The organism is Microbulbifer maximicatervae (SeqCode) (genome assembly GCF_052467325.1).
On record NZ_CP174310.1, the window covers coordinates 3,303,090 to 3,329,359 of the forward strand.

24 protein-coding genes are annotated in these 26,270 nt (G+C 46.8%); 7 read left to right on the forward strand and 17 right to left on the reverse strand.

Annotated elements, in window-relative coordinates:
- Nucleotides 1-67: 67 nt before the first annotated feature.
- The gene (locus ACJJIE_RS14685) at nt 68-790 is read right to left on the reverse strand and encodes an SDR family oxidoreductase (RefSeq protein ID WP_444892177.1); all 723 of its coding nucleotides are present in this window, start codon (nt 788-790) and stop codon (nt 68-70) included.
- 117 nt (nt 791-907) lie between these two features.
- Between ACJJIE_RS14685 and ACJJIE_RS14690 the strand changes: the two genes are divergently transcribed.
- Nucleotides 908-1,822 carry a LysR family transcriptional regulator gene (locus tag ACJJIE_RS14690; protein ID WP_413663530.1) on the forward strand — a complete coding sequence of 305 codons (915 nt, stop codon included), beginning with the start codon at nt 908-910 and terminating at the stop codon, nt 1,820-1,822.
- A gap of 57 nt (nt 1,823-1,879) precedes the next feature.
- On the opposite strand, the gene ACJJIE_RS14695 is transcribed toward ACJJIE_RS14690, so the two are convergent.
- Nucleotides 1,880-2,275, reverse strand: coding sequence for an FAD-binding oxidoreductase (locus tag ACJJIE_RS14695; RefSeq protein ID WP_444892178.1), 396 nt, complete (start codon nt 2,273-2,275; stop codon nt 1,880-1,882).
- Between the two features lie 169 nt (nt 2,276-2,444).
- On the opposite strand from ACJJIE_RS14695, the gene ACJJIE_RS14700 reads away from it, so the two are divergent.
- From ACJJIE_RS14700 to ACJJIE_RS14710, 3 genes are all read left to right on the forward strand, one after another.
- Complete coding sequence (locus ACJJIE_RS14700; RefSeq protein WP_444894773.1) at nt 2,445-3,527, forward strand: bifunctional nicotinamide-nucleotide adenylyltransferase/Nudix hydroxylase; 1,083 nt, start codon at nt 2,445-2,447, stop codon at nt 3,525-3,527.
- Between the two features lie 205 nt (nt 3,528-3,732).
- Nucleotides 3,733-5,148: a nicotinate phosphoribosyltransferase gene (locus ACJJIE_RS14705; protein WP_444892179.1), complete on the forward strand. Its 1,416-nt coding sequence runs from the start codon at nt 3,733-3,735 to the stop codon at nt 5,146-5,148.
- 34 nt (nt 5,149-5,182) lie between these two features.
- The gene (locus ACJJIE_RS14710; RefSeq protein WP_444892180.1) at nt 5,183-6,022 is read left to right on the forward strand and encodes an ADP-ribosylglycohydrolase family protein; all 840 of its coding nucleotides are present in this window, start codon (nt 5,183-5,185) and stop codon (nt 6,020-6,022) included.
- Nucleotides 6,023-6,042: 20 nt separating this feature from the next.
- Here ACJJIE_RS14710 and ACJJIE_RS14715 read toward each other — a convergent pair whose 3' ends face one another.
- Nucleotides 6,043-6,756, reverse strand: coding sequence for an NUDIX hydrolase (locus ACJJIE_RS14715; protein WP_444892181.1), 714 nt, complete (start codon nt 6,754-6,756; stop codon nt 6,043-6,045).
- 60 nt (nt 6,757-6,816) lie between these two features.
- A complete protein-coding gene (locus tag ACJJIE_RS14720) occupies nt 6,817-7,173 on the reverse strand; it encodes a winged helix-turn-helix transcriptional regulator (RefSeq protein ID WP_444892182.1) in 357 nt (118 codons plus the stop codon).
- A 111-nt stretch (nt 7,174-7,284) separates the two neighbouring features.
- Between ACJJIE_RS14720 and ACJJIE_RS14725 the strand changes: the two genes are divergently transcribed.
- The gene (locus ACJJIE_RS14725) at nt 7,285-8,076 is read left to right on the forward strand and encodes an SDR family NAD(P)-dependent oxidoreductase (protein WP_444892183.1); all 792 of its coding nucleotides are present in this window, start codon (nt 7,285-7,287) and stop codon (nt 8,074-8,076) included.
- A gap of 150 nt (nt 8,077-8,226) precedes the next feature.
- On the opposite strand, the gene asnB is transcribed toward ACJJIE_RS14725, so the two are convergent.
- The 10 genes from asnB to ACJJIE_RS14775 all read right to left on the reverse strand — a co-directional run bounded on the left by asnB (nt 8,227) and on the right by ACJJIE_RS14775 (nt 20,384).
- Complete coding sequence (asnB, locus tag ACJJIE_RS14730; protein ID WP_444892184.1) at nt 8,227-10,161, reverse strand: asparagine synthase (glutamine-hydrolyzing); 1,935 nt, start codon at nt 10,159-10,161, stop codon at nt 8,227-8,229.
- A 436-nt stretch (nt 10,162-10,597) separates the two neighbouring features.
- Complete coding sequence (locus tag ACJJIE_RS14735; RefSeq protein WP_282931022.1) at nt 10,598-12,253, reverse strand: hypothetical protein; 1,656 nt, start codon at nt 12,251-12,253, stop codon at nt 10,598-10,600.
- A 1,374-nt stretch (nt 12,254-13,627) separates the two neighbouring features.
- The gene (locus ACJJIE_RS14740) at nt 13,628-14,131 is read right to left on the reverse strand and encodes a hypothetical protein (protein WP_444892185.1); all 504 of its coding nucleotides are present in this window, start codon (nt 14,129-14,131) and stop codon (nt 13,628-13,630) included.
- Nucleotides 14,132-14,633: 502 nt separating this feature from the next.
- On the reverse strand, nt 14,634-16,520 hold the full coding sequence (gene parE, locus ACJJIE_RS14745) for a DNA topoisomerase IV subunit B (protein WP_282931020.1): 1,887 nt from the start codon (nt 16,518-16,520) through the stop codon (nt 14,634-14,636).
- A gap of 12 nt (nt 16,521-16,532) precedes the next feature.
- Nucleotides 16,533-17,126, reverse strand: a complete 594-nt coding sequence (locus tag ACJJIE_RS14750) for a YqiA/YcfP family alpha/beta fold hydrolase (RefSeq protein WP_413663541.1) — start codon at nt 17,124-17,126, stop codon at nt 16,533-16,535.
- 102 nt (nt 17,127-17,228) lie between these two features.
- On the reverse strand, nt 17,229-17,903 hold the full coding sequence (locus tag ACJJIE_RS14755; protein WP_444892186.1) for a hypothetical protein: 675 nt from the start codon (nt 17,901-17,903) through the stop codon (nt 17,229-17,231).
- 344 nt (nt 17,904-18,247) lie between these two features.
- Entirely contained in the window at nt 18,248-19,072 is an 825-nt protein-coding gene (cpdA, locus tag ACJJIE_RS14760) for a 3',5'-cyclic-AMP phosphodiesterase (RefSeq protein ID WP_444892187.1), read from the reverse strand.
- Between the two features lie 41 nt (nt 19,073-19,113).
- Nucleotides 19,114-19,635: a DUF1249 domain-containing protein gene (locus tag ACJJIE_RS14765; protein ID WP_413663544.1), complete on the reverse strand. Its 522-nt coding sequence runs from the start codon at nt 19,633-19,635 to the stop codon at nt 19,114-19,116.
- Nucleotides 19,636-19,722: 87 nt separating this feature from the next.
- Complete coding sequence (locus ACJJIE_RS14770) at nt 19,723-19,902, reverse strand: NUDIX hydrolase (RefSeq protein ID WP_444892188.1); 180 nt, start codon at nt 19,900-19,902, stop codon at nt 19,723-19,725.
- A gap of 29 nt (nt 19,903-19,931) precedes the next feature.
- Nucleotides 19,932-20,384 carry an NUDIX domain-containing protein gene (locus ACJJIE_RS14775; protein WP_444892189.1) on the reverse strand — a complete coding sequence of 151 codons (453 nt, stop codon included), beginning with the start codon at nt 20,382-20,384 and terminating at the stop codon, nt 19,932-19,934.
- A gap of 146 nt (nt 20,385-20,530) precedes the next feature.
- Between ACJJIE_RS14775 and ACJJIE_RS14780 the strand changes: the two genes are divergently transcribed.
- Nucleotides 20,531-21,571: a glycosyltransferase family protein gene (locus tag ACJJIE_RS14780; protein ID WP_444892190.1), complete on the forward strand. Its 1,041-nt coding sequence runs from the start codon at nt 20,531-20,533 to the stop codon at nt 21,569-21,571.
- A 37-nt stretch (nt 21,572-21,608) separates the two neighbouring features.
- Nucleotides 21,609-22,661: a glycosyltransferase gene (locus ACJJIE_RS14785; RefSeq protein WP_444892191.1), complete on the forward strand. Its 1,053-nt coding sequence runs from the start codon at nt 21,609-21,611 to the stop codon at nt 22,659-22,661.
- A 69-nt stretch (nt 22,662-22,730) separates the two neighbouring features.
- Here the strand turns inward: ACJJIE_RS14785 and ACJJIE_RS14790 are convergent, their stop codons facing one another.
- From ACJJIE_RS14790 to ACJJIE_RS14800, 3 genes are read right to left on the reverse strand one after another with little or no spacing between them, the layout of a single operon-like run.
- On the reverse strand, nt 22,731-23,282 hold the full coding sequence (locus ACJJIE_RS14790; protein ID WP_413663548.1) for a DUF4136 domain-containing protein: 552 nt from the start codon (nt 23,280-23,282) through the stop codon (nt 22,731-22,733).
- Nucleotides 23,283-23,304: 22 nt separating this feature from the next.
- Nucleotides 23,305-25,689 carry a PqiB family protein gene (locus ACJJIE_RS14795; RefSeq protein ID WP_444892192.1) on the reverse strand — a complete coding sequence of 795 codons (2,385 nt, stop codon included), beginning with the start codon at nt 25,687-25,689 and terminating at the stop codon, nt 23,305-23,307.
- Nucleotides 25,682-26,245, reverse strand: a complete 564-nt coding sequence (locus ACJJIE_RS14800) for a paraquat-inducible protein A (RefSeq protein WP_444892193.1) — start codon at nt 26,243-26,245, stop codon at nt 25,682-25,684. Before ACJJIE_RS14800 ends, ACJJIE_RS14795 begins: the two co-directional genes overlap by 8 nt.
- Between the last annotated feature and the right edge of the window lie 25 nt (nt 26,246-26,270).

The window sequence follows — 26,270 nt, forward strand, 5'->3', positions numbered from 1 at the left end:
TGGCGATGTTAACAAAAGAAATATTACTTGGAAAAACGATTAGTGCTTGGGCGGTACAAAATCAGAATTACTGTCCCTGCCCTGTTGCTGCAATTTGAACCTCTCGAATATTCACATGCTGGGGCTGGGAGTACATGAACAGTGCTGTGCGAGCAATATCCTCTGCATTAATTGCGCCACCAATAGATTCTTTCCATTGTTGATAGGCCTCAATAATTTCTGCTGAGGTAGTGTGGCTTAGCAGCTCAGTTTCCACCGCGCCGGGACATATGGTCATTACACGTACCCCGGTAGGCGCCACTTCCTCGCGCACGGTTTCACCAATAGCAGAGACAGCATATTTGGTACCACAGTACGCAGCATGATTGATAAATGTTTTTACTCCAGCAATAGAACTGATATTGATAATGGTCCCGGAATGGCGAGTTTTCATATCTTCCAAAACTGCCTGCATACCGTTAAGCAAGGCCAATACATTCACATCGAACATTTGCCGCCACTCATCGGGGTTCTGGGTTTCAATATTGCCCAGTAACATTTTGCCGGCATTGTTAATCAGACAGTCAACCGGACCGAACTGAGTCTCAGCCTCACGAATTGCCCCGCGCAAGGCTGCCATATCAGTCACATCCACTTTCCTGCAAAGGGTATTTGGCAGATTTAAAGCTTCCAGTTTATCCACACGCCTTGCCAACAATAATAAAGGATGCCCGGCAGCAGACATATGTTGGGCAATGGCAGCACCAATACCTGAACTGGCTCCAGTAATAACAACGAGTGGTTTGGACATGGGCTCTCTCTCCTTCAATGAGTTATCCCGGCGGATAGTTTTGTTTAAGTAGACCCAGTATAGGAATTCCGACTAATATGATTAGCCCAACCAATCGGAAAACATTGTTTGGTTTTTATGAACAATATCTCATGGCGCGCTATTCGTGCATTTATTCAGGTGGCCGATGCCGGAAGCTTCACCGCTGCAGCGCGGGACAGCGGCTTTTCCAAGGCCAATTTGAGCCAACTGGTCACAGAGCTGGAAACAACCCTGGATATACAGCTTCTCTACCGCACGACAAGACAACTGCGTCTTACCGAGATTGGTGAGGGTTACTATTTGCGTTGCAAACAAGCGATGCAGCAGTTGGATTCAGCCGCCGAGTGGGCCAGTGAATCAAAGGGAGGACTGGAGGGAAACATCCGCATCAACGCTGTCGGTGGCGTTATCGGAGAGAGCTTAATTGCTCCGCTGGTGATCAAGTTTCAGCAGGCCAATCCAGGAGTTAGAGTTCATCTGGACTTTTCCAGCACCCGAGTAGATTTGATTCAAGACCAGTACGATTTGGTTATTCGTATGGGCAGTTTGCCGGACTCCTCTCTAATCGTGCGTAAACTTCACACTATCAAAACCCGATACGTAGCCAGCCCAAAGTTCCTTCAAGAATATGGACCTATAGAAAAACCTGCTGACTTAGCATCTGTACCGCTAATTTCCGGCAGTGTGGATCAATGGCTGCTAACACGAGGTAAGAATCAACAGGTTGTGCAAGTTGAAAACAGCACTAAATTGATTAGCGGAAGGGTAATGCATCGCGCTGCAATTGAGGGACTTGGAATAACCCGGCTAGCAGATATCTATGTCCAGGCAGATATTGCCAGTGGACGCCTGGTTGAAATTCTGCCCGGCTGGTCTGAGTCTACCGAGCTCTCGATGGTATGCCCGCCCCTACGCCACCAATTATTACGGGTGCGCAATTTGATGCAGTGGCTCAAGGAGGGTTTTGCAGATATTTATTTACAGGCTTTAGCTGTTAGTCCCATTGAATAAAGTACCTCAAATAAACGCGAACAATTTGTCTCTGTGACTATCTTTTCCTGATTACCGTCAAAGTTCACCCTCTGATTGTTTTATTGCCTGTAATTCCACCGGTGACAAAGCCTTGTAGCCACGCAAATAGGGCCAGCCATACCCCCAGCGAAATGGGGTGGGTAAAAAAGGCGTACCGCCAACCCGAACTCCCAGTAACATCATTAGTGCAACTTCTTCTTCCCCGGTTCCAGTTACACAGACCTCCAGATCTTTATCCGCCTGCTCGCGTTCTTCGTATGTGCCCCCTTTCCAGTAGGCATAATCATGGGCAATACAGCAGTCGAGCCACAACTCCTGTTGATCAAAAGTTCCATCGGGAAATGCGCTACAACCATCAGTAGTAAATGGCTCTATTTCCTGCGCAAAGGCTTCCAAACTCAATAAGGAAATGAACAACAACCAGCGGCACATCAGTTCTACTCATACACTCAAAAAAAGTAAATCGGCTCGGACACTGAAATATAACCCCACCTCTTCGATAAACCACTAAAAATTGAATTTAAGCCCACTTGCCATTAGTGTCTATTAGACACATAATATTTCAAGACCCATTATTCAAGCCCTGGAGAGACCGGGGTTTATTCACAGCAAGGAGCTTGCTGCTATGGCCCAGCACTACGATTTTGCCGTTTTTATCGGTCGATTCCAGCCATTCCATTCCGGACATCTAAAAGTAGTCCAGTGCGGATTAGCTCAGGCCCAGCACCTGATTATCCTGATTGGCTCCGCCAACCAGCCCCGCAATCCTCGCAACCCCTGGACTCATCGCGAGCGGGAACAATTTATCAGGAAAAGCTTAAGCGAGAGTGACAACAAGCGCCTGACCTGCCTACCTTTAATGGATGTGCCTTACAATGATGAACTGTGGGTACGCAATGTACAAAACTCAGTTAACGGCATAGTGACTGCTCATCACAGCATTCCCCACAAGCCACCCCAAATTGCATTAATCGGGCACCAGAAAGACCAGAGCGGTTTTTACCTCAACCTCTTCCCCCAGTGGGAATCCCTTGGGGTGGAGAATCACAACGAAATCAGTGCAACCCCCTTTAGGGAGGCACTATTTACCGACAGCGCCGATAGCTTGTTGAATTCACTCGGTCAGGAAATGCAATTGCCAGAGGGCACTATTGGCGCTTTAAGAGAGTTTGTGGAGACCAATCCAGCCTACGGCGAAATGCGCGAAGAAATGGCATTTATCCAGCGCTACAGATCCTCCTGGGCCACCGCTCCCTATCCGCCAACTCACGTTACTGTCGATGCTGTAGTGGTCCAATCTGGCCATATCCTGCTGATAGAGCGACGAGCTTTTCCCGGGCGGGGTTTATGGGCGCTGCCCGGTGGTTTTGTCGACCCCGGTGAGCGACTGATCGATGCTTGCCTGCGAGAATTGCGAGAGGAAACACGCCTTAAAGTCCCGACACCAGTGTTGAAAGGATCTATACGCCGGCAGGATGTATTCGATGAACCCTATCGCTCGGCCCGAGGAAGGACTATCACACACGCCTATTACATAGAACTGGCTCCCAGCCAACAGCTGCCTAAGGTAAAGGGCGGTGACGACGCTCGCCATGCCCGCTGGGTTCCCCTCGCTGATCTGGACCCTCAGCAGCTATTTGAAGACCACTATTACATCATTCAATCCCTGATTGGCGGTGCCTAAAGCTGGTAGGAGGTGGCCAATTGCCACCTCTTGCACATTCAACAGCTCGCATTACCTCCACCAATACCCCAAAAAGACACGCTGACACTTGACAGCTTAGTATCTAAAAGACACCATTAGCCCTATTAGTGTCCTTTAGACAATAATTGGCAAGGCCCGCACTGGAAAGACCGGTGCTAACAACTACTCACGGAGGATTTCCGCGATGAACCAGTACAACCCAATCCTGAATGTCGACAGCTATAAAACCAGCCACTACCTTCAGTACCCAGAGGGAACCCAGTATGTCAGCAGCTATATCGAGAGCCGGGGTGGCCAGTTCAAAGAGGCTGTTTTCTTTGGCCTACAGGCATTTATCAAGCAGTACCTGACTACGCCGATCAACGCAGAGCACATCGAAGAGGCAGAGGAGCTCTGTCTGGGCCATGGCCTGCCATTTAATCGCGAGGGATGGGAATACATTCTCCAAGAGCATCAGGGTTACCTGCCCATTGAGATTCAAGCAGTTCCCGAGGGCAGCGTTATCCCGACTAGGAATGTCTTAGCCCAAATAGTCAATACAGACCCTCAGTGCTTCTGGCTAACCAGCTATATCGAAACCGCCCTGCTGCGCGCAATTTGGTACCCCACCACAGTTGCCACCCAAAGCCGGGAAGCCAAAAAGGTCATTCAACGATATTTACTGGAAACTGCTGAGGGTCTCGACTCACTGCCCTTCAAGCTACATGACTTTGGCGCACGCGGTGCTAGCAGCGAAGAGACAGCTGCAATTGGGGGCTTGGCCCACCTGGTAAATTTCCAAGGCACAGACACCATTGCCGCCGTACTCGCCGGCCGCCGCTACTACGCAGCCCCAATGGCCGGATTTTCAATACCCGCTGCAGAGCACAGCACCATGACCAGTTGGGGACCCGAGCAGGAAGCCAAAGCCTATGAAAATATGCTGACGCAATTCAGCGGTGACAATCGTCTGGTCGCCGTAGTGAGTGACAGCTACGATCTTTGGAGTGCTATCGAGAATATCTGGGGCGGTGAATTAAAAGAGAGGGTAGAAAATAATGGCGGCACCCTGGTAATTCGCCCGGATAGCGGCGATCCCGTTGATATAGTCACTCAGACTATTGAGCGCTTGATGAGAATATTCGGAGCGACCATTAATAGTAAAGGTTTCCGAGTACTTCCTGACTTTATTCGGGTGATCCAGGGTGACGGGATTTCTCTACACACCATTGAGGGCATCCTCAGCGCAATGAAGGCCAGAAAACAGAGCGCTGAAAATATTAGCTTCGGTATGGGAGGTGAGCTTTTACAAAAAGTTAACCGGGATACCATGAGGTTCGCCATGAAAGCCAGTGCGGTTCGAGTCGATGGCCTATGGCGGGATGTTTACAAAGACCCCGCCACCGATAGCGGCAAGCGCTCCAAGAGAGGGCGCTTGGCATTAATAAATCGTACCGACGGAACGCCCTACACTATTCGTGAGCAAGATATTGGTAGCCGTAATAATCTGCTGGAAACCGTCTACCGCAACGGGAAATTACTTATAGAACAAGACCTGGAAACTATTCGGAAACGGGCAGTTATTGTTGAGGGTAGAGATATATTGGCTGTTGCCAGTTAATATTAACTAATCGGTAATCTTTTAGGGGGCTTTGATGTTATTCGAAATTGCAGTTGGAGATGCCTACGGAGCCGGATTTGAGTTTTGTAGCCGTGAGATTATTAACAATAACAATCATGCTAACGGGTATATCTCTCATCCCCTTGGCATCAAACCCGGTTATTATACCGACGATACTCAGATGAGCTTGGCTATTGCTGAGCTCCTTCTTGAGAATTCGAATCCCCAAGAGTCGGACTTTGCACAAGCTTTTATCCACACTTATAAGCGTGATCCTCGCCTTGGATATGCATCAGGCTTTCAAGGCCTTCTCGATAGCTGTGAAACTGGAAAGGATTTAACTCGCAAGATAAGGCCTCACAGCAAACGTAACGGAGCTGCAATGCGCTCAGTACCCCTTGGGCTCATTCCCGATATTGATCAACTACTAACAGTGGCTAAATGCCAAGCTAGCGTTACGCACAATACCGAAGAGGGGATCTTATCTGCTCAAGCAGTTGCCCTAATGGCACATCTATTAATCTACCAAAAATCAGCTCTAATTGAGTTGCCCAAGCTTATTGAGAAAAAGCTCAATCTAAAATTAATAGGAAGCTGGTCTGGCAAGGTCAACTGTGATGCCTTAGAAACCTTGGCTGCGGTAAATACAGCACTACAAAGTAATCGAGACTTCCTTGGACTATTGAAGACCTGTATAGATTTTGGTGGTGATACTGATAGTGTCGCCGCAATTGCCTGCGGGCTTGCAGCACTTACCAGAGAGTACGATTCGGAACTTCCTTTCAGTTTACTCTCTGGCCTGGAAAATAGTACTTATGGATACCAATACTTGATTGAGCTAGATAAAAAATTAGTTAATAATTTTTTATCTTAAGAATCTAAACTATTTTTCAGTTAAAGCTCTAAATTTCTTATAAATTTATGATCAGCGGAGCTTTCACTCAAACGGTAGAGCGCTGCAGGCCGGCCTTTTTCTGAACGTTTTTCACCAGTATCTACTAACAGATTTGCCTGCTCAATTCGCCTGCGAAATGATTTTTTCTGTATTGGTTTCCCAATTATTGCCTCATGTACTTGCTGCAACTCTGGCAAGGTAAAAGTTTCCGGTAATGCAAATGCAGGCACAATCGTATAGAGCGCTTTTTGAACCAAACGCTCATGGGCACGACGAATAATTTCCTGATGATCAAAAGCCAGAGATAATTGAGATATCTGAGAGTAAGGCAACCAGTCCACACTTGACACAGTATTGATTGCACTTGCACAGCATTGGTGGGCAATCAAGGCAGTATAGGCAACCGTTACCGACCACCCCCGTTTATCCCTGCTGGGGCCTCCAAAAGTATAAAGCTGCTCTAAATAGGGCGGTATAACTGATGTCTTTTCTTTTAGCTTTCGGTTAGCTGTCGCCTCCAGACTATTATCTTCGGTTTCAGAGACAAACCCACCTGGCAAAGCCCACTTCCCTTTCTCTGGGTGAGCAGAGCGCTTAACCAATAACACCTTGAGAAAGCCTTCGTGATAGGTAAATAGAACGGCATCCACAGTAACTAAAGGAGCGTCAAAGTTAAGCTTCTCATAACGAGCTATATAGTCTTTTTCATTCATAGGGAGCGACAAGTATCATTTAGACACTTAGTGTAACTCGAAGGTATTGGTGGGATAAAGTTATTTACTTTCAGATAAATCTGAGCCGTCAATTTCTTCTTGTAGCTTTTCCAAGTCGTCCAGAATTCTCAGGAATTTCTGTCCAAATTCTGTAACGTTATATTCCACACGGGGAGGAATCTCTGCATAGCTGATCCGCTCCAGTATCCCGAACTCCATATTTCTACGTAAACATTCATTCAGGACTTTGGTAGTCAAACCCTCAACGCTGCGAACCATTTCCCCCGGTCGATTTACCCCTCTAGCCAGAAGCTGATAGACAGTAAGGGACCATTTACAGCCATAGATAGTCTCAACCATTCTGGCACTTCTCTTGGACGGGCGCTTTCGCGTGAGCATATTTTTCTCTGATTTCATCAATACTTACCAAAAAGTAACTAGTACACCATTTTGTGCTTACTTTTCAACCTATCCGGTTCTTTTCTAAACTCCACTCACGTAATGAGCATATCTCAGTGAGGAAATAATATGAGTGACTCCACTAAAAGACCAGATTCTACTGAACAAAAAGAAGTTGCCTTAATCGTTGGTGGTTCCAGTGGTATAGGACTCGCCATTGCAAACCTGCTGGTGAAACAGGGAATTCACACAGTTATTATTGGCAATAATCTCAACAAACTTGAAAGAGCCCACAACGAATTAACTCAGATGGGCTCTGCAGAAGCACTTCAGGCAGACCTCTATCAACAGGCTGATATCAGCAATATTATCGAATATATAAAATCCAGCAATCATCATTTTAAATACCTGGTAAACGCCGCTGGATATTTTAATCCTACTGCATTTCTTGAACATACCCGGGAAGACTACGACACTTATCTCGACCTCAACCGTGCCACCTTCTTTATTAGCCAGGCCGTAACAAGAAACATGGTAGACAACGGCGGAGGGAGTATAGTGAATATTGGCTCCATGTGGGCCAAGCAATCGGTAAAGGCGACACCCTCCTCTGCCTATTCAATGGCCAAAGCCGGTTTACATTCGCTCACCCAACATATGGCGATGGAGCTGGCCGATCACAATATTCGGGTTAATGCAGTATCCCCTGCGGTGGTTAAGACGCCTATTTATGAATCCTTTATCGATCCAGGGGAAATAGACCAAGTACTTGCCTCCTTCGATAGCTTTCACCCTATTGGCAGAGTTGGTACCCCCAAGGACATCGCTGATGTCGTAGACTTTCTTTTAAGCGACAAAGCAAGTTGGGTAACTGGAGCCATTTGGGACGCTGATGGCGGGGTAATTGCTGGGAGAAACTAGAATACCAAAACGCCCGGATAGAAGTATTTTATTCGGGCTCAATTTTGAGAAACTCCTGCACTGCAGCTCCTGCTAAAGAATGGTTATTTTACCTTTTATTTTAATATCTGGAGTAAACCATCAAAACCATCAAAAGTAGAAAATTAAATCCTAAGACATAACCAATCGCTTGTGCAACAAAATGCCACTCACGATAAGGTATTTTACAGCATCAACAACATTCTGATCGGCTTTCAATAAGCTATCACTCTTCTCAAAAAATCTAATTGCCTTCTTATGGTCCAAAAACGGCATATCCAAAGTAGCACGGCTATGAACAATATCCTTCATATATTCATAAAGTTTCCTGTTTTTCTTATCCGTAAGTGGCGGAGTCCAAAGAGGCTGTTTTTGCTTCTTGTATACTTGCTCTGTTAACACAGGTTTCATGGCTTCTCTGAGTATATATTTCTCCGTTAACCCGCGAATCTTGTATTTATCCGGCAATACTGAGACATACTCAACCAGGTGATGATCCAGAAACGGTTGGCGCCCTTCGATAGAGTGAGCCATTTCTGTTCTATCCCCCATCATTGTAAGAACATAGTGGGGCAGCATAGACTTGGTAAAGGTATATAGACTTTTTGATAAAATAGACCTGTTCTTAACCGAAAAGGCACCTCCCAAGTGTTCCAACAGGGTTTCTGCAGGCTGTAAGTGCTGTATATACTTGGCATAATCCTCACAAAACAATGGGAATATCTTTTTGCCCATATCCATAAAGCTCTGCATCCAGTTTGGAAAGAAGCCAAGGGCTGACTTCACCACCTGTGACTGATGCAGTCTTGTAGAGGCCATAAAAACGCCTTCGGAAACAGGATCACCAGACTGCAATTTCTGCAAGATAGCTTGCTTTTCTTTTTTTGGAATTGTATCTAAATAATATTCGATAAAATCTTGCCTGAACCAACCGTAACCAGCAAATACTTCATCTGCTCCATCCCCAGTAAGAACCACTTTATAACCGTGCTCTCGAACAACTCGGCTTAGAACATATTTAGTGATAGCGTTACCGTTAAAGAACATTTTTTCGCCGGTATAAGCAGTATCCTCAAAGCAACTGATCAGTGTGTCACTATCAATTTCAACAGGGTGATAATTACTTCCCAAGTAATCAGTCATGGATTTTGCGTTAGAGGACTCATCATAGGCCGGATGATCAAAAGATAAGGTGAATGCATCGATCGGCTTATCCACCATACCTTGCGCTATACCAAGCACGGAAGAGGCATCTATGCCACCACTCAAATAGCAGGCAACAGGTACATCAGCTTTGAGCCTTAACTTAATCGATTCAGAGAAGCGCTTGCGCACCTCACTAATAACCTCTTTCTCATCGAAAACATTACTTCCTTGTTCCGCAATAGTGGGGAAGTGTAAATTCCAATAAATATGAGTCGAAAATTGTAGATCATCCAAATAGGCCAAACCATAATGACCAGGAGGAAGCTCATGAATATTTTTAAACAAACTAGAAGCTGGAGCATGCAAGAAGCTAATTTCTTGCCAAAAAGTATGTGGATTCCAATCTATCGGCAAGCCAAGCGCTTTGAAGGCCTTAACTTCTGATGCAAAACACAAGCATCCATCTACCCAACAATAAAATAGAGGTTTTATTCCAAACCTATCTCGAGCAGAAAATATTAAGTTTTTTCTTTTATCGTAAAGTACGAAAGAAAATTCTCCTCGTAGATATTCCAGGCAATAAACACCAAACTCTTGATATAGGCCGATAAGTATTTCACTATCCGATTGTGTAAGAAAACGATAGTTCCGCCTTATCAAATCATCTTTTATCTCTAAATAATTATAAAATTCACCATTAACAATGCAGGCTACCTCTCCATCATCACTCAATAGTGGCTGCTGACCACCTTCCAAGTCAATAATACTGAGGCGCTTATGAGCCAGCCAGGCCCGTCCATCTCCTGATGACCAGAACCCTTCACCATCAGGCCCTCGATGGGAAAGAGTCTGTAATGCTCGATAAATCTGTTCCCGGTTGTATACAACGGTATTTGAAAATACAGCTAGCAGCCCACACATTTTGCTGCCTCCCCAATATCGATAGAAGGACTGCCTCAGATTAGCAAAAAAGTACTTCGCGCCATCTACTCAAGAAAAAGCGAACAAATACTTATGCATTAAAGAATTGAACTAAATATAAGTATGAGATTAAAATTTAGAACCAAACTCACATTTCACTAGCTGAGCTTGATTACAAGCTCAGACTTAAAGAGAGTTATAAATATTAAAGATATCCTTTTCTTTCACTATTCAGCTAAGCTTTAGCTAAAACTCTAGATATATTGCTGCTCTAGGAAAATCTTTTGATTTACCTGAGCAGCCTAAAATCTATACTTAGAATAAAGATCTCTAAAATTTACATTGTACGTATTCCGTTCGGTCTATATTAATGATAACAATACCATTTAAACTCAAACAACTAACTTTATACGTAAATACAAATTATACAGCCCAATCAATAAATATAAACCGCTCCTGCAGAATAAGCTTCATTGTTCTCAGGGCTTGCGAGCAAACCACTATCGGCACTTCCTTCACCGTTCGCCCCTACTGCTAAACTAGCTCCATCTCCACTTAGCGCAACAGAGCCACCAAATTTGTCTCCCGAGTCTGTGTTGCTCGCCTTAATATAAGCCTCACTAGACCAGTCTACGCCATTAAATATATAGGTATAAACTGCTCCTGCTTTATTTGAAGATTCGTCTGTACTATCTCCGAACAATCCTTGGCTATAGCTTTTCTCTCCCCATGCTCCCACGGCTATAAAACTGCCATCATCACTCAGGTTTACCGCCTCTCCAAAGTAAGCCGATACATGAGGATTGGAAGCTTTCAAATAGGCAGTTTGCTCCCAAGCGTTTTCTTTTCGAGAAAAAATGTAGACAGCGCCACTGTTAGATCCACTTTGTAATGGGGCGCCAACTGCTAGAGTTTGCCCATTACCACTTAAATTGAGCGCAAATCCAAACCAATCACCAGCGACAGGATTACTAGCCGATATCTTGCTATCTTCTACCCAGGATTCACCATCCAACTGGTATAGATAAACGGAACCTGCCTCTGTATTGTCAGCATAAGCCCCAACTGCGAATGAAGCCCCGGCATCATCAAGGCTTATCGAAGAACCAAAACCTAACCCCTCAGAACTATCAGCAGCCTTAATATAGGCATACTGTGACCAACTTCCCTCCTCATTAAGGAACACATATACCGCTCCAGAATCTTCAATAGAATCGCCATCAAGACCACCATCTTCACTGGGTGCGGTTACTGCTAAAGTAGAACCATTCCCACTAAGGCTAAGGGCATAACCAAATAGGTCATTATTTCCTTGATTGTCCGCTTGAAGTCGGGCGCTATGGACCCAACCTTCATTACTTCGGGAAAAAATATGAACAGCGCCCGCAGAAAAATTATCATTTTCCCCATTCTCCTTGAATGCCCCTACTGCAAGCGTATAACCATCATCGCTAAGGCTCAATGCAGTTCCAAACTCTGCAGCTTCTTGAGGATCTGGAGACTTAAGATAGGCTTGCTGTGTCCATTCGCCATCTTCCCGACTAAAAATATAAACTGCACCTGAATCAGGTGTCAGGTTATCCTCTTGGTCACCACCGCTATCTTCGCGAGGAGCACCTACTGCAAGCAGGTTGCCATCATCGCTAATTGCTAGATTCCAACCAAACTGATCGTCAGCATCCGTATTACTGGGTTTAAAATAACCGATACTACCTATCACATCCTGATCAATCGCTACTGCATCAGAATCGATACATCTCTGATCATCGCAGGTTTGCAATAAGTATTGGGCATTAAGCTTTTTGAATAAAGGCACCACTAATTCAATGCGCTCTTCTTTTGGCGCAATGGGATTTCCAATAGGTTCAAACCCAGAGTGCCCATCAGCATTTTCAAATAACTGATAATAAGTTGCCCCAGAAACATCGCTCCAGCGAAAGGTTAGCGTTTTAGGTTTCTCATAATGGACCGCCATCGCAGCAGCTGCAAGCTCGCCACCTGTGTCTGGATCATCTCCCCCGCTCGAAGACCCACTACAACCTGAAAGATATGCACTGAACATCAAAATTGCCAAGTTAATATTAAATCTCACCGTATGTTTTCCTTATAGGTCATCGTGTCATTTTTCAAAACTCTCTTATTCTTGGTGCTGGAGTAGATATAATTTTCATTATAAATACAGACAATACAGACTACTCTCGCATCGCCTTAGCAATAAAATATCTCCAACAAGAACTAATGCGAGAAGTAAAATTAGAATAAATTTCGCATATATTCGCAAATAAATAGCCTCTTTTATAGATAAAGGCTTTATTCTCTTTTAGAGCCTTGCAGGATTAAGGGCTCAGACTGCACTATTAATTTGCCAATTAAGATTTAGAATTTCACTTCTTGAACTCACAATAGCTTACATGAATTTTAACGCCGAAATAACCAGCATAAAAAACATATAAAGCAAACACTCAGACGAGCAGACATTATTACTTATACCTTTGTTCAGCATCCGGCAGTAATAACTGCCAAACAAAGTGGAAAATTCTCATCAATGTCTATACTATTTATCTTTTATTGTTGGGTTTGCACCAATTATCCTGCACACCAAATGGAGCAACCGACCAATACAAAATCAATAGCAATACCTATAAACATAACTTGTTAATTTAACCTATAAACTATCACTCTTCACATTGCAGCCAAGACTTTATAAGTCACTCATAATGAAACTGCCATCTAAATATTCTGCTACTTTTAAGCAGCCTACAAGATTCAAATGACAGAGTGAACTTTTTTTAAAAAAAATATTTTTACTCCCTGAATTAGAACTACAGATCCAACTAAAAGTCTTAAATGGCTAGACATCTGTCCGAACTTGAGGGTACATGTTCATAAAGAAATGTGACTCAAAATTTCTTAGCAAACAAAAATACGGATATATTTTTAGAAATTTAAAGCCAGATACCCCACATGATTGCACAAAATAAATCGATGAGGAGATGACAGCTTAAAAATTTTCGTGCATCAAAAAGAAGAAATATGGATTTCTAGCCGCTTAAATAATAGAGCACTATTTTTATCGCATCTCATACCTTTTACGCATGAAAGCAGCTTAAAAAGGTGTATTAGTCATTTCTTATGACAAAAAATCTATGAGCATTCCAATACTTATTTGGAACTCAAGCTATTAGATACTCAACTACTCTTCTAGCTCGCTCTGCACGTATTTTTCGAATCCACGGTTTCATCCAGGATTTATCAAATCCCATGACCTCACAATTTTCATTATATATTTTGGGTTGACTTTCGGTCATACAAACTCCCACTGGTACTCAGGAAGAAAAATACCTCTTTCACAATTAGGTTATTATTGATTTTGTTGAGAGTGATACTACCAGTAGCTAAATTTAATATGACCATTCCTATTACAACAGCTAGATATATCAACTCCCTATTAAGGCATGATTTAAGATTAACCTTTGGAATCACCCATATTTCTAATTGAATTTGGCAAAACCAACTCTACTGGCTTCCTTGAATTAACATAATCACGGAATTCGGGAGCCACATATTCAGAGCGCAACTCCCATATCCTTTTAAAAGGTGCCATTGATAAGTATGCTGTATATTGACGAGTCATTGAGTCCCAAATAGTAAAATCCAACCTGTTTGCCTTGTATTGGAAATAAGCTTCTTCCCAGATCTTAAAAAAACGATATACAAAACCAATGATCCTTAAAGTATCGGCACTCGACAAAGAATCAAAATCCTTCATCGCCTTCGCAAAGATGTCTGCCATTGGTCCGTCACAAATTGCTGCCACAGCTTCTCGATGAGCAATGGATATTTCATGCATAGAAGCGATCTTCGATTCTTTATTCTGAACTCTTATTAAAGCGGCAAGATAGACTAAAGATGCGACAACCGCAAAGGCACCAACAAGCTCACCAACGGCACTTAATGTATCCCACAGCATACTCAAAACTTAATCTCGTCAAGCAGGCATTAATTATATAACTTTTGATGCTGTCGCTTTAGACTTTGAAAATACCCGAAACTGCTAGTCTCACTGTCAAGACATTATATAGGCACTTGTCACATGGTGCTTATTTCATCTTTTAAAAATATTTAGACTATAGGTAATTAGAAAAGGACAAAATAGTAAAACCAAATAGAATGGATTGATTTGTGCACTTCTTTTTTATCGAAAATATCACATAGATGCTAAGGCTATATATTTTCGCATCAATGAAGCTGCCTGTTTTAAATAAGTATAATTCTAAAACAAGAAATTTAAACTAAAGGAATTAAATAATATCCAGCTGAAATGGCATCCATTAAGTTGAATAACTGATACAACTTCTGAAAGAGAGATAGAGCCCCTCAAAAGGAAGAGCGCTCCATATTAATCATATGCATTGATCTGTTGCCTTAGTACACTAAGGCAACACCAATATCTATGTTAGAAAGCTAAGGGCTTAACCCACTTCAGCCAGATTCCCTTTACTTTCCAGCCACTGCTTGCGGTCTCCAGCACGCTTTTTAGCCAGGAGCATATCTAGTAGTTGATTACTGTCATCTCCTGAATCTATATAAAGCTGTACGAGACGTCGGGTATTGGGATCCATCGTAGTCTCACGCAATTGCATAGGATTCATTTCTCCCAATCCCTTAAATCGGGTTACCTGAATCTTGCCCTTTTTCTTTTCTGCACTGATACGATCGAGAATGCCCTGTTTCTCAGATTCATCCAGCGCATAATAAACGTCTTTACCGATATCAATTCGGAACAGTGGGGGCATGGCCACATAGACATGACCGTTAGTGACCAACGGCCGGAAATGACGTAAGAAAAGCGCGCATAACAGCGTAGCAATATGCAGTCCGTCTGAGTCGGCATCGGCGAGGATACAGATCTTGTTGTAACGCAAGCCTTCCAGGTTATCGCTGCCCGGGTCCACACCGAGGGCTACAGCAATATCATGTACCTCCTGGCTAGCGAGAATTTCCCCTGAGTCAACTTCCCAGGTATTCAGGATTTTACCGCGCAGAGGCATGATAGCCTGGAACTCCCGATCTCGCGCCTGCTTGGCGGAGCCACCGGCCGAATCACCCTCCACCAGAAAGAGTTCGGAGCGCGTGGTATCGCCACTGGAGCAGTCTGCCAGTTTGCCAGGCAAGGCCGGTCCCTGAGTAACTTTTTTACGTGCAACTTTTTTCGCGGAGCGCATGCGCTTCTGTGCGTTGCCAATACACAGTTCCGCCAGTTTATCGCCCTCTTCCGTATGCTGGTTCAGCCACAAGCTGAATGCATCTTTGGCGACACCGGAAATAAATGCAGTCGCTTCACGGGAGGAAAGCCTTTCTTTTGTCTGGCCAGAGAATTGAGGGTCAGCCAGCTTGGCAGAGAGAACGTAAGAACACTGGCTCCAAATATCTTCTGGTCCCAATTTAATTCCGCGCGGTAGCAGATTGCGAATTTCACAGTATTCGCGCATTGCTTCCAGCAGGCCAGCCCGCAAACCGTTGACATGGGTACCGCCCTGAGCGGTGGGAATCAAGTTTACGTAGGACTCAGCGGTGACCTCTCCGCCCTCTGGTAACCATTGGACCGCCCAGTCTGCCGCCTCAGTAGTAGCTGCAAAACTGCCTACAAATGGTTCTGCTGGCAGTACTTCCCAGCCCTGATTTGCAGCGGCCAAATAGTCCTTTAGGCCATCTTCGTAATACCACTCATCGGACTCGCCATCCTGCTCATTGATAAACGTAACCGTGAGACCCGGGCAGAGAACCGCCTTGGCACGCAGAAGGTGTCGTAGGCGCACCACTGAAAATTTAGCGGAATCAAAATATTGGGGATCTGGTAAGAAGCGAACACTGGTGCCTGTTGTGCGCTTGCCGCACTCACCTACTACTTCCAGGTCGGAGGCCTTTTCACCATCCTTAAAGCCAATGCGATGAACCTTGCCATCTCGCTGGATAGTAACCTCCAGCACTTTTGAGAGGGCATTAACCACCGAAACACCGACGCCGTGAAGGCCGCCGGAGAATTGGTAATTATCATTGGAAAACTTACCGCCGGCGTGCAGAGTGGAGAGGATAACCTCTACACCAGGCCGTCCCTGCTCAGGGTGGATATCGACAGGCATACCGCGGCCGTTGTCGCTGACAGAAAGCGAGTGGTCCTTGTGTAACACCACTTCAATTTTCTTGGCATGTCCGGCCAGGGCTTCGTCGACACTGTTGTCGATTACCTCCTGAGCCAGGTGATTTGGGCGTGCGGTATCGGTATACATCCCGGGGCGCTTACGCACCGGATCTAGTCCCGTGAGTACCTCAATATCTTCGGCGGAATAATTAGCCATAATTCTTATTGATTACTGCTCGTTAAATAGAAATTCGGTGATAGGGTCGCAATAGCGTGCGAACTCCTGAAAACTATGATCGCCACCGTCTTCAATGGTCTGGCGTTGCCCTTGGTAGAAATCCTGCGCATCGCGATAATCCAGAACTTCATCCCCGCGCTGGGCGAGTAACCAGTAGCGACTCTGTAATGGCTTCTCCAATTCAGCCTGTACCCGCTGCATGGCATCTACATCAACCTGGGTAAGACGGAATTCCTCTTCTTCACCGCTATAGGGTTTTAAAACCTTCCCCACATAGGCTGGAATAAAGCGCGCGGGGCGCACTGCAGGATTTATCAGTACAGCGGGCAATCGGAAGCGCTCACCAAGGTAAGTGCACCAAAAGCCCCCCATAGAACTCCCTACCAGTCCAATGGGCCCCCTATCGGACTGCCGAAGGAGATCCTCCACAAGAGCCACCAAAGATTTCTGCGCCTCCTCTGTATAGGGAGGAATCTGCGGTGCACAGAAGGTAACATGCGGGTATTGGGCCTGGAGCCGTTCCCGCATCAACTGGCATTTGAAGGACTGTGGTGATGAAAGGAAGCCGTGCAGATATATCAGCACCGGCCTTCCCTGAAGATCATTAGTTTGCATAGGCGGTGATTATAGCGCCCATATCGTCAATCGGGGGCGCTATGTAACCAGAAGCCTCAAACCGTGTGGGAATCACAGCAATGTGCGATTCAAACTGGCAAAGGCCCGCCCCATATCTACACGCATATCAGACCAGAAAGTAACACTGGTAAAGCGCTCCAAGCGTCCACCCGGGCCATAGGCACCAAAGTTCTCACCGATATCGCGGCGATCCCGGAAGCGCATCACTGCATTGCCCTCTCGATCATAAAGAGTTCCAACCAGTACACCATAGGCACTCTGCTCGGTGTAGACGCGCCAGGTCCAGGGAGAGGGGTCCAGTGGCGCAGCTACCGAAAATTTCTCCAGGGATAAGGACAATGTATAATCTGCCTCTTCCTGCTCCTCTGCTATCACGCTGTTACGGGGTTCGAGAAACTTCTCGGCAAACGTTTTGACCAACAGTGCATTCATCTGCTGTAGGTCCCTATCATCCAGCTCGTAATCTTTCTCTCTGTAGCGGGTGCGCGGCACCGAAGAAAAGCGCTTGGTGTAGCCAATTTGCACAGGGGCAATAAACACTTTGGAGCCGCTCATATCAAAAGCAAAGGCCGCAGCAACTTCATCCAACGAGCTGGATCTGGGAACCAAACCTTGGCTATCCTCCTGCACTGCCAGCTTTGACTCTCCCACCTTACTGGGGTTCTGTGCACAGGCGCCGACTAATAACGCCAAGCCAATGAGCGGTAAAACAAATATTCTGTTCATTATTATTCCTCACTTCCCGATGTTATCCACTTAACTGACGGAGTAGCTGCAAAATACGCATGAAATGAGGGGCAGTAGCACAAATAAAACCCCAGTACCTATTAGCGTATTTTATCAACTGTCAAATACTACTATTGATTCTGGTATGCCCCATTAAACAAATATCATCAATGATCATAAGTCTGGGGAAATTTCATTGTACGGTCAGAAGACAAAAAAGATAATGGTAAGTTCGCAAAGGGAGGCTTTACAAATAAAGGCGAGCTAGAAACTCTCAAATAAAACGATAGAAATCCCACAAAGTGGGACTTCAAAAAAGTAGGCACATTTCAAGGAGAAGTGACTCAGTAGCCGGAAGACGCAAAATCGACAGAGTATTTTGAAACCTCAACCCGTTCGACCCCGGTTTTATAGCTACCGTCATCATATAAATCGAACCAACGATATCCCGGCATCTCGTCGTCTACAGCAAAAGGCCCACTACCCGGAGTAAATTGTACAGACGTGGAAGGTGTCGCATGTAAGCCGACCCGACCCTCATGATTATCAAACTGCTGATGTACATGGCCCCACACGAGCGCTTTGACTTGGGGCGCTTTGGATACCATTTGCAAGAGTTGCTCACGTCCATCGCGCAACATATGGCCATCAATCCACTTACTACCCACCTGTACCGGTTGGTGGTGCATCATGATCATTACCGGGTGTTCCCGGGTTTCCCAAAGCAGCAGCTGCAAACGCTCAAGCTGAGCTTCGCTGAGACCGCCACATATCTGGTTTTCAACACTGGTATCGAGAAGCAAGAGGCGCCAATTTCCTAGGGCAACCACTTCTGTACAGCGTTGTGGGGCTAGCTGTTTCATACGAGAGCTTAAGTCGTGATTCCCCGGTAGCCAGTACCAAGGTTTCTGCACCCTGCGCATTTTCTGAAGAAACCGGCGGTAAGAGGCCTCGGCCCCATTCGCGCTAATATCTCCTGTCGCCACCAGCAGTTGCGCTGCCTGCTGTCTGGAAACGATTGCGGACAGTACCTCATCCAAAGTATGACCGGTATCCAAACCCAGTAATTGATAATCCGGCCGGCTGCCAATGTGTGGGTCTGTTATTTGGATCAGACGATATGAATTGGTCTTATCGGACCTGCTAGGCTCATTGTGCTCGCGAATCACTTGCTCACCTTGTAATCACATCCATGTGTTCTACCGCAGAATTAAATTTTTCGGCCATCCAGCACTAATTGAAATTCTGCGCGACCATTTGCAAGACAGTACTCAAGCCACTCACCGAGAAAACGGTTGGCCTGAGGCCTCTCATCTGCGCGCTGCATACGGGAATTTGGGTAAGCGATATCCACTCCTTTACCACCTACCGGTCCACAGCCATTAACTGCTATCACCTCTGCCATCCGCGCATCGTGATAGAGACGAGCGGTCAGGTTGGGAGATGCCAGCCAGTGGCTTTCACTGAGATTTACCTCTGCGTCCAGTGACACTTCTGTGGTGTACCTGGATCTCGCTACCACTCTCAGCTTTAAGCTGCCACCAGGGATTTGATAGCACCATTGCTCTCTCTCTGAAAGCTCAGGTAGCAGCCTCAGTAGACGTAGGTAGTTAGCGTCGCAGTCGGCATGATAAGACGGTAAATCGACGCGATATACTGCTTTACCGTTGCCATTTGGCGACATTTTCATCTGCCTGCGCTGGCGCGCACCTACCTCACGTACTAGAGCCATTATCAACACTCCAATTCATTTGCCGCCGTGACTTACATCTCAGTTTACCTTTTGTGCGGGTAAAGTAGCGCAAAGAGCTGTGACCGCTCAGGAGGGTGGCGTCATATGAGTAAACTGCTTCCGATTTAACTCTAGCCACTGCACCGAAATCAGTGTGGTGGCATTGTCTATCGGGTTTTCTCCCGGGCCGTAATTCCCCCGCATCGCATCTACGACGTTCTGCCTCGGGAATACCCGCAAACGGATATCCTCATTTTCCTCAGCCAAGCCGAATACGCCCTCGGCCTGCTCCAAATCTACCAGGGCACAATACAGATGTATCCGCTCCGAGCTGCCCCTGGGCTGGGGATATAACTGTGGATAAAATGCAGGGCGTCCACAGTACATCCAGATTCTTCCAACACCTCTCTGCGCGCTACATCCTCCAGACTCTCCCCTTTCTCCACCATACCGGCTACCACTTCAAGACACCAAGGCCCTGCTGGGCGCCCCAGGGCACCAGTGCGGAATTGCTCGGTAAGTGCCAACAGGTCCCTGACAGGATCGTAAAGTAAGACTCCAACGGCCTCTCCGCGCTGAAACAGTTCCCGCTCTATTTCATTGCTCCAACCCCCGCGAAACAAGCGGTGGCGCAATCGCAGGCGCACCATAGTGAAAAATCCCTTAAACACGGTTTCCCTGGAAATTATGTCTACCGAATCAGCGGTGAACTCCGGGTTTAAATCAGTTCGACTGTTATCTTGTGGCATGGTTCGTCTTTCCCTAGGTTTCGGTTTTGCCGCGCTGCTTCCGCGACAAGACCGGGGTACCAGCTGTTATACTCTGCGCCCACCGTACCAGCCGCTGACTGCAGAGGCTATCCGGGTTTCCGTGTTGAATTTCGAGAGTACACAACATGAGAGTGCTGAATATCGCCTATCAGCAGCTACGGCGCTATGGCAAGACAAGGGTTAGCTGGGCACAAAAGCTCACCTTCGGCCTGATTAAAAATGACCACTACACCCAAGTGTTCAGCGACCGCGATATCGCCGCATTTGAGGCACCCTTTGGTATTCGCGACCTGGGTGTAAAAAAGGCGAACCGACGCTTGATGGAAACTGTCGAGGCCTTTGAGCCAGACCTCATCATTGCAGGCCACTGCGATATGATCACTAACGACACTTTGAAGGCCATTAAGCAACGCCTGCCCAATTGCTTTATCGCTCACTGCAATAATGATCCCCTCTTTGTTCCCAGCAATGTCGAACGAATCAAATACCGCGCGGAAGTCGCCGATGCAGTTTTTGTATCCACCGGGCGAAGAGAACTGAAAATATTTGAGGGCTTTGGTGCTCGTGTTTATCACATGCCGAACCCAGTTGAACCCTCGATTGAAAACCTCAATAACGCTGAACGCACAGATTTAGCCATCGACCTGCTTTTCTGCAGTAACAGCAATAATTTCACCAAGCGTCTGCAAATGGTTAAAAACCTGAAAGATGCCTTGGGGGATTCGCTGAACTTTAAAACCTATGGCAGCTTCGGCGAGGCTCCCGTTTGGGGCCGCGACTACGACCACGCTCTATCTCAAACCAAAATGGGACTGAATTTCAATCGCCAAGATACCCATTACTGGTATTCCTCAGCACGCATGGCGCAGTTGGCGGGCAACGGTATTTTGCAGTTCACCAGTGATAAATTACATTTTGACGACTTGTTGCCTGCTGAGAGCGTCGTTTATTTCTCCGATGAGCAGGACCTATTAGAAAAAATCCGCGAATTTAACGGTGACGATGCCAAGCGACGCGCCTGGGCCGCACGGGCCAGGGAGTTTTTCCACAATGAAATGAACTCGAAGCTCTACGCTCAGTACATTGTCGAAGCCACAAGCTTACAGCCTTTTAGCCACGACTATGCTTGGGCTCAAGATATCAATCTGGATGGCACACTCAGGTAGTGTTGCACCCACTCTATTCGATCAGATGCAATAGATTATGAGTAATAACCCAATTCGAGTCGCACAAATACTCGCCGGTGCTGAGCACGGTGGTGCTGAGAATTTCTTTGTGCGTCTCGTCAGTGGATTAAATCCCCGCAGCGAAATTACAGAAAAAGCGTTTATTCGCAACCACGATCACCGGGTACAGGCACTGCGTAGCAACAGTGTTGAAACCGAAGGTTTTAAATTTGGTGGCAAGCTGGATTTTCTCGGCCGAAAAAAATATCGGGATGCCCTGAACCAATGGCAACCGGATATCGTGATGACTTGGATGGGACGTGCCACTTCAATCACCCCCAACTCTGAAAAATACCGATTGGTAAGCCGCCTAGGGCACTATTACAACCTGAAGTATTACCGTCACGCAGATTATTGGATCGGCATCAGCAAAGGTATCTGCCAGCATTTAAGGGACGGAGGCATCCCCAAGGATAAGATTTTCCATATCCCCAATTTTGCCGATGAGACACCTGTTAATCCGCTGCCTAGAAATAGCTTCAATACTCCGGAAGACCGGCCCCTGATCCTGGCTGCAGGCCGCCTACATATCAATAAAGGGTTCGACACCCTCCTGCATTCACTCACCCAGGTACCCAACGCCACTCTGTGGCTTGCAGGTAGTGGCCCTGAGGAGAGCAAGTTGAAATCCCTGTGCCATCAACTCGGCCTGGAAGAGCGGGTTCGCTTCCTCGGTTGGCGCAATGATGTCACCACCCTGATGCGCACTGCGGATATGTTCGTGTGCCCTTCTCGACATGAGGGCCTGGGCTCTATTGTGATGGAGTCCTGGGCCCATCGCTGCCCTATAGTAGCGACAGACTCTCAGGGCCCTGGAGAAGTGATTACCAATGGCAAAACCGGTCTGATTACCCCTATCGATAATGCCGATGAACTGGCCAAAGCCATGAAGTCCGTTATCGAGTCGCCGGAATTGCGCCAAAGCCTGATCGAAAATGCGGCCGAGGAGTACGCAACGACTTATGCGAAACAGGTTATCGTCGACTCCTATATCGATCTATACGAAAACCTGATGAAGAAAGGGCGCTAGCGGTGAATAGCAGCCACCTTTAACCCGGCGGCTGCTAAATCTTGTTTTTCGTTTCGTGCCAAATCGTACTTATTGATAGGCCGGGGGCAAATCCCGCAAAAGAGCGCTAACCCCATTGGCGATCAGTCGTTGACGCTGCTCAATACTATCGGGGCGTGTTAACAATTCGCTGGCTCTCCCCCCCCAAATCACAGCCCCGCCCGGGCGCCCAATACCCACACTCATAATCACCAAGGGGGCATCTGTCAGGGGCGGTAGTTCCACCACATCCTGTGGCGCATTGCTATCAAACTGTTTGTCCCAGCTGGGATCTCGGGTATCACCGGAGAAAAACTCATCGACTACCGCAACCTGGTAATCCACCACCATATCCGCATCCTGGTCCTGGGAGACTTGGCGATATCCTCGTTGCTGTAACTCTGCGGCAACGGTATCCCGCATTTCTTCATCCAACTCCACCAGCTGGGCAGAGGCATCTTCTGAGCCACTCAACGGCGCTACCCCCCATTTATACGTGGCAAAGGCAACCGGTGGCTCCCCGGTAGCGGCTTTTTCAACCTGTATCTCCTGGCAACCCGCCAATACCAAGATACTCAGCAAGCCTGTTAATAAATAGCGCATAAAAACTCCTACATTCCCGTACTTATTTTACTGGTTCGACCGTGCCGTAAAGTTCTATCTTAGGACTCCAGGTATACCACTTGGGTTCAGCTTTCGGGTAGAGAGGGAAATGGCTGCCCGACTCCACTTCAAATCCCATAAAAGGGGCTTCTGGCGTGGCAAATGCGATCCCCCCCTGCAACAGGGCCTGAGCCGATTCTGTGTTGATATTAAGCCCACTTTTCAGACCGAAATTCACATCGACGCCACTGGCATTCCAAAACACCGTGTGCTCTCGCACCAGGGGCTGGTATTGGGGTTCGATATGAACATAGATATACACTCGATCAGCATACTCCCCCAAGGAAAAACCTGTAACCTCTCCCACTTTTACCTGGCGATAATAAACCGGACTCCCTGCTACCAGAGATCCTCGCCTCGCAGCATCCAGGATAATTCCCAGTCCAGGGCGAGTAAAAGTTTCTGCAAGATCCTCTTCCGGTGCCTGTTCCAAAGCGTAAAACTTTGTCTGTGGATCTCCTAAGCCAGGCTCAAGCGCCAGGTAGCGCCCTGTAATCAGGGTATCCAGATGGGCAATCTTATCGATACTAATTTGCGGGGAAACCACCCATATACGTGTGCCCTCCCGAGCAAACTGCTCTCCGCGATGATAAAGCTTGGCCCTGGCCCACACCTCGCCCAAAGAGCGATCGAGTCTCAGGCGAGTAATCTCTCCAACTTGTACCCCGCGGTAGCGCAACGGTGCTCCAACTCTCAGCCCCTCGGCACTGACAAGGCTGACTTGAATTTGTATTCCCCCCTCCATAGCCGCTTCCCGACTGCTGAAAAGAGGGAACTGGTCTCCATTTTTTGCCTGCCCGCCTTTTCCAAGGTCTTCCCGGCGTATGCCAAAGGCGATACCGCCACGCAGAAGTGACATCAGCGAATCTGCCTCCACTTCCACCCCCTCGGTCAAGCTTGCTGTAGCCCGCAATCCGCTCACATTCCAGAACCGAACGCCTTCCTGCACAAAGTGGGCATAGCGGGGCTCTATCACGACATAAACTTCTACGCCTTCGCCATCCCTTCGTAGCTCCATTCCCTGAACTTTTCCCACTTCTATACGGCGAAAATAAACTGGAGCACCGCGCTGCAATGATCCTGGGTTACGCGAAGTCAAGCGTAAGTGTAGCCCTGGCACACGAGGATCCATCGGTGGTGCAGATGTCCGAGCAGTAAAATTCCGCTGTGAGCGCTGCCCTTTACGCAGATCCACTTCTATACGATTTCCCTGGATTAGATCATTAAGCCCGCCGGTAAAATCCAGGGTAGGAGGAGCTAACCAGAAGCGAGTATTTTCGGTGAGTAATTCATCGGTAGTCGGATCCATAAGGACTTTTACTTCCATACCATTTAAACGGTTATTCGCTTTGGCAGCGCTGACTTCCCCGACCTGGATACCTTGATAATAAACTTTTGTAGTTTCAGGAGTGACATTGACCCCCTGATCAAAATTCAATGTCACTGGAATTCCCGCATCCGCTGCAGAAAAATTTTTGTATAACTTAAATTCACTACCATTTACAGCAAGTGGAGATTGGCGTTGATTTTCCGGGGTGTAAAAACTGACCCCGCCAGCAAAAAGTGCTGCGAGAGATTCCAAGTTGACGCTGATTCCACTGATGCCACCTTCAATAGAAATTCCAGAACTATTCCAAAAGCGACTACCCCGGTGGACCAGATAAGCATATTCGCGGCGAATAAATAATTCGATACTGACTTCGCTTCCATTTCGATCCAAACGGTAATCCGCTACCTGCCCGACTCGCAATTGACGATAATATACCGGCGACCCGCGACTTAAAGAGCCCAAGCGACGGGACTGTAAAACGACACGTAAACCATCCCCACGAATAAACGCGGGGGGCTGGTCCAGGGCGACAAAATTGCGCTTGCGATTTCCACTGCCTGATTCAACCGCAATATAATTCCCTGATAGCAATGTTTCTAAACCACTAATCCCTGTAATGGAAAGCTCTGGTTTTACTACCCAAAACTCAGTTCCCTCCACCAGTAAATATTCTGCACTGCGATTTAAACTAACCTCAGCTAAAACTCCATCAGCACCATTCAACTCCTTCGCATTAGGTACCAAACGAACATCCTGAACCACCCCAATATCGACTCCAGAATACTTAACTACTGTTTTGCCCTTTACTAGGCCATCACCGGAGTGAAATAGAATAGTGGCCTTAACATCCCCCTCAGAAAAATCCTGATAAAGTAACCAAAGTGCAATTAGCCCTGCAATCAAGGGCAAAATCCACACCAAAGGCAATCCCTTACTTGTACGCACCACTCCCCGCTGGGCACCACCATCCAGGCGAGGTTCTTCACTTATGTCCTGCGGGGGCAGTTCCTCAGCCATTCTCTGCAGCACTCCTATGGGCCGTCTCCGGCTCTACAGCAGACTGATACAGATCTCCATCGTAGGCATCCCAAATTAGTCGGGGATCGAAGGTTCGTGCCGCCAACATGGTCACCACTACCACAGAGGCAAAAGCCGTAGCACCAGCTCCAGCAGTTACCTGGGAAATAAATCCCATATCCACTAGTGATACCAAAATTGAAATCATAAATAAGTCTAAAAGTGACCAACGGCCAATGCCGGAAACCACCCGGAATATTTTCATGGACTGAATTGGATCGAAGGACATACGCAACTGGATTTGAATCAGGAGCAGCCCCAGTCCCAGCAGCTTCATCACAGGCACTGCAATACTGGCAACAAAGACAACTAAAGCTATTCCCCACATTCCCGAGTTATAGAGTTGCATAACCCCGCTAATGATGGTGCTGGGATCACCGGCACCTAAATAAACTACGGTCATTATCGGCAACACATTGGCAGGTAAAAGCAATAAAGTGCCAGTAATCGTCAGAGCCCAGGTCAACATCAAGCTTCCCTCAATTCTGCTATGCACTCTCGCTCCACAGCGCGGACATCGA

What these genes read in the sequence shown, in the direction of transcription:
- ACJJIE_RS14685 (WP_444892177.1), bottom strand. Translation starts at nt 790, where the DNA reads ATGTCCAAACCACTCGTTGTTATTACTGGAGCCAGTTCAGGTATTGGT.
- ACJJIE_RS14690 (WP_413663530.1), top strand. Translation starts at nt 908, where the DNA reads ATGAACAATATCTCATGGCGCGCTATTCGTGCATTTATTCAGGTGGCC.
- ACJJIE_RS14695 (WP_444892178.1), bottom strand. Translation starts at nt 2,275, where the DNA reads ATGTGCCGCTGGTTGTTGTTCATTTCCTTATTGAGTTTGGAAGCCTTT.
- ACJJIE_RS14705 (WP_444892179.1), top strand. Translation starts at nt 3,733, where the DNA reads ATGAACCAGTACAACCCAATCCTGAATGTCGACAGCTATAAAACCAGC.
- ACJJIE_RS14710 (WP_444892180.1), top strand. Translation starts at nt 5,183, where the DNA reads ATGTTATTCGAAATTGCAGTTGGAGATGCCTACGGAGCCGGATTTGAG.
- ACJJIE_RS14715 (WP_444892181.1), bottom strand. Translation starts at nt 6,756, where the DNA reads ATGAATGAAAAAGACTATATAGCTCGTTATGAGAAGCTTAACTTTGAC.
- ACJJIE_RS14720 (WP_444892182.1), bottom strand. Translation starts at nt 7,173, where the DNA reads ATGAAATCAGAGAAAAATATGCTCACGCGAAAGCGCCCGTCCAAGAGA.
- ACJJIE_RS14725 (WP_444892183.1), top strand. Translation starts at nt 7,285, where the DNA reads ATGAGTGACTCCACTAAAAGACCAGATTCTACTGAACAAAAAGAAGTT.
- asnB (WP_444892184.1), bottom strand. Translation starts at nt 10,161, where the DNA reads ATGTGTGGGCTGCTAGCTGTATTTTCAAATACCGTTGTATACAACCGG.
- ACJJIE_RS14740 (WP_444892185.1), bottom strand. Translation starts at nt 14,131, where the DNA reads ATGCTGTGGGATACATTAAGTGCCGTTGGTGAGCTTGTTGGTGCCTTT.
- parE (WP_282931020.1), bottom strand. Translation starts at nt 16,520, where the DNA reads ATGGCTAATTATTCCGCCGAAGATATTGAGGTACTCACGGGACTAGAT.
- ACJJIE_RS14755 (WP_444892186.1), bottom strand. Translation starts at nt 17,903, where the DNA reads ATGAACAGAATATTTGTTTTACCGCTCATTGGCTTGGCGTTATTAGTC.
- ACJJIE_RS14765 (WP_413663544.1), bottom strand. Translation starts at nt 19,635, where the DNA reads ATGGCTCTAGTACGTGAGGTAGGTGCGCGCCAGCGCAGGCAGATGAAA.
- ACJJIE_RS14775 (WP_444892189.1), bottom strand. Translation starts at nt 20,384, where the DNA reads ATGCCACAAGATAACAGTCGAACTGATTTAAACCCGGAGTTCACCGCT.
- ACJJIE_RS14780 (WP_444892190.1), top strand. Translation starts at nt 20,531, where the DNA reads ATGAGAGTGCTGAATATCGCCTATCAGCAGCTACGGCGCTATGGCAAG.
- ACJJIE_RS14785 (WP_444892191.1), top strand. Translation starts at nt 21,609, where the DNA reads ATGAGTAATAACCCAATTCGAGTCGCACAAATACTCGCCGGTGCTGAG.
- ACJJIE_RS14790 (WP_413663548.1), bottom strand. Translation starts at nt 23,282, where the DNA reads ATGCGCTATTTATTAACAGGCTTGCTGAGTATCTTGGTATTGGCGGGT.
- ACJJIE_RS14795 (WP_444892192.1), bottom strand. Translation starts at nt 25,689, where the DNA reads ATGGCTGAGGAACTGCCCCCGCAGGACATAAGTGAAGAACCTCGCCTG.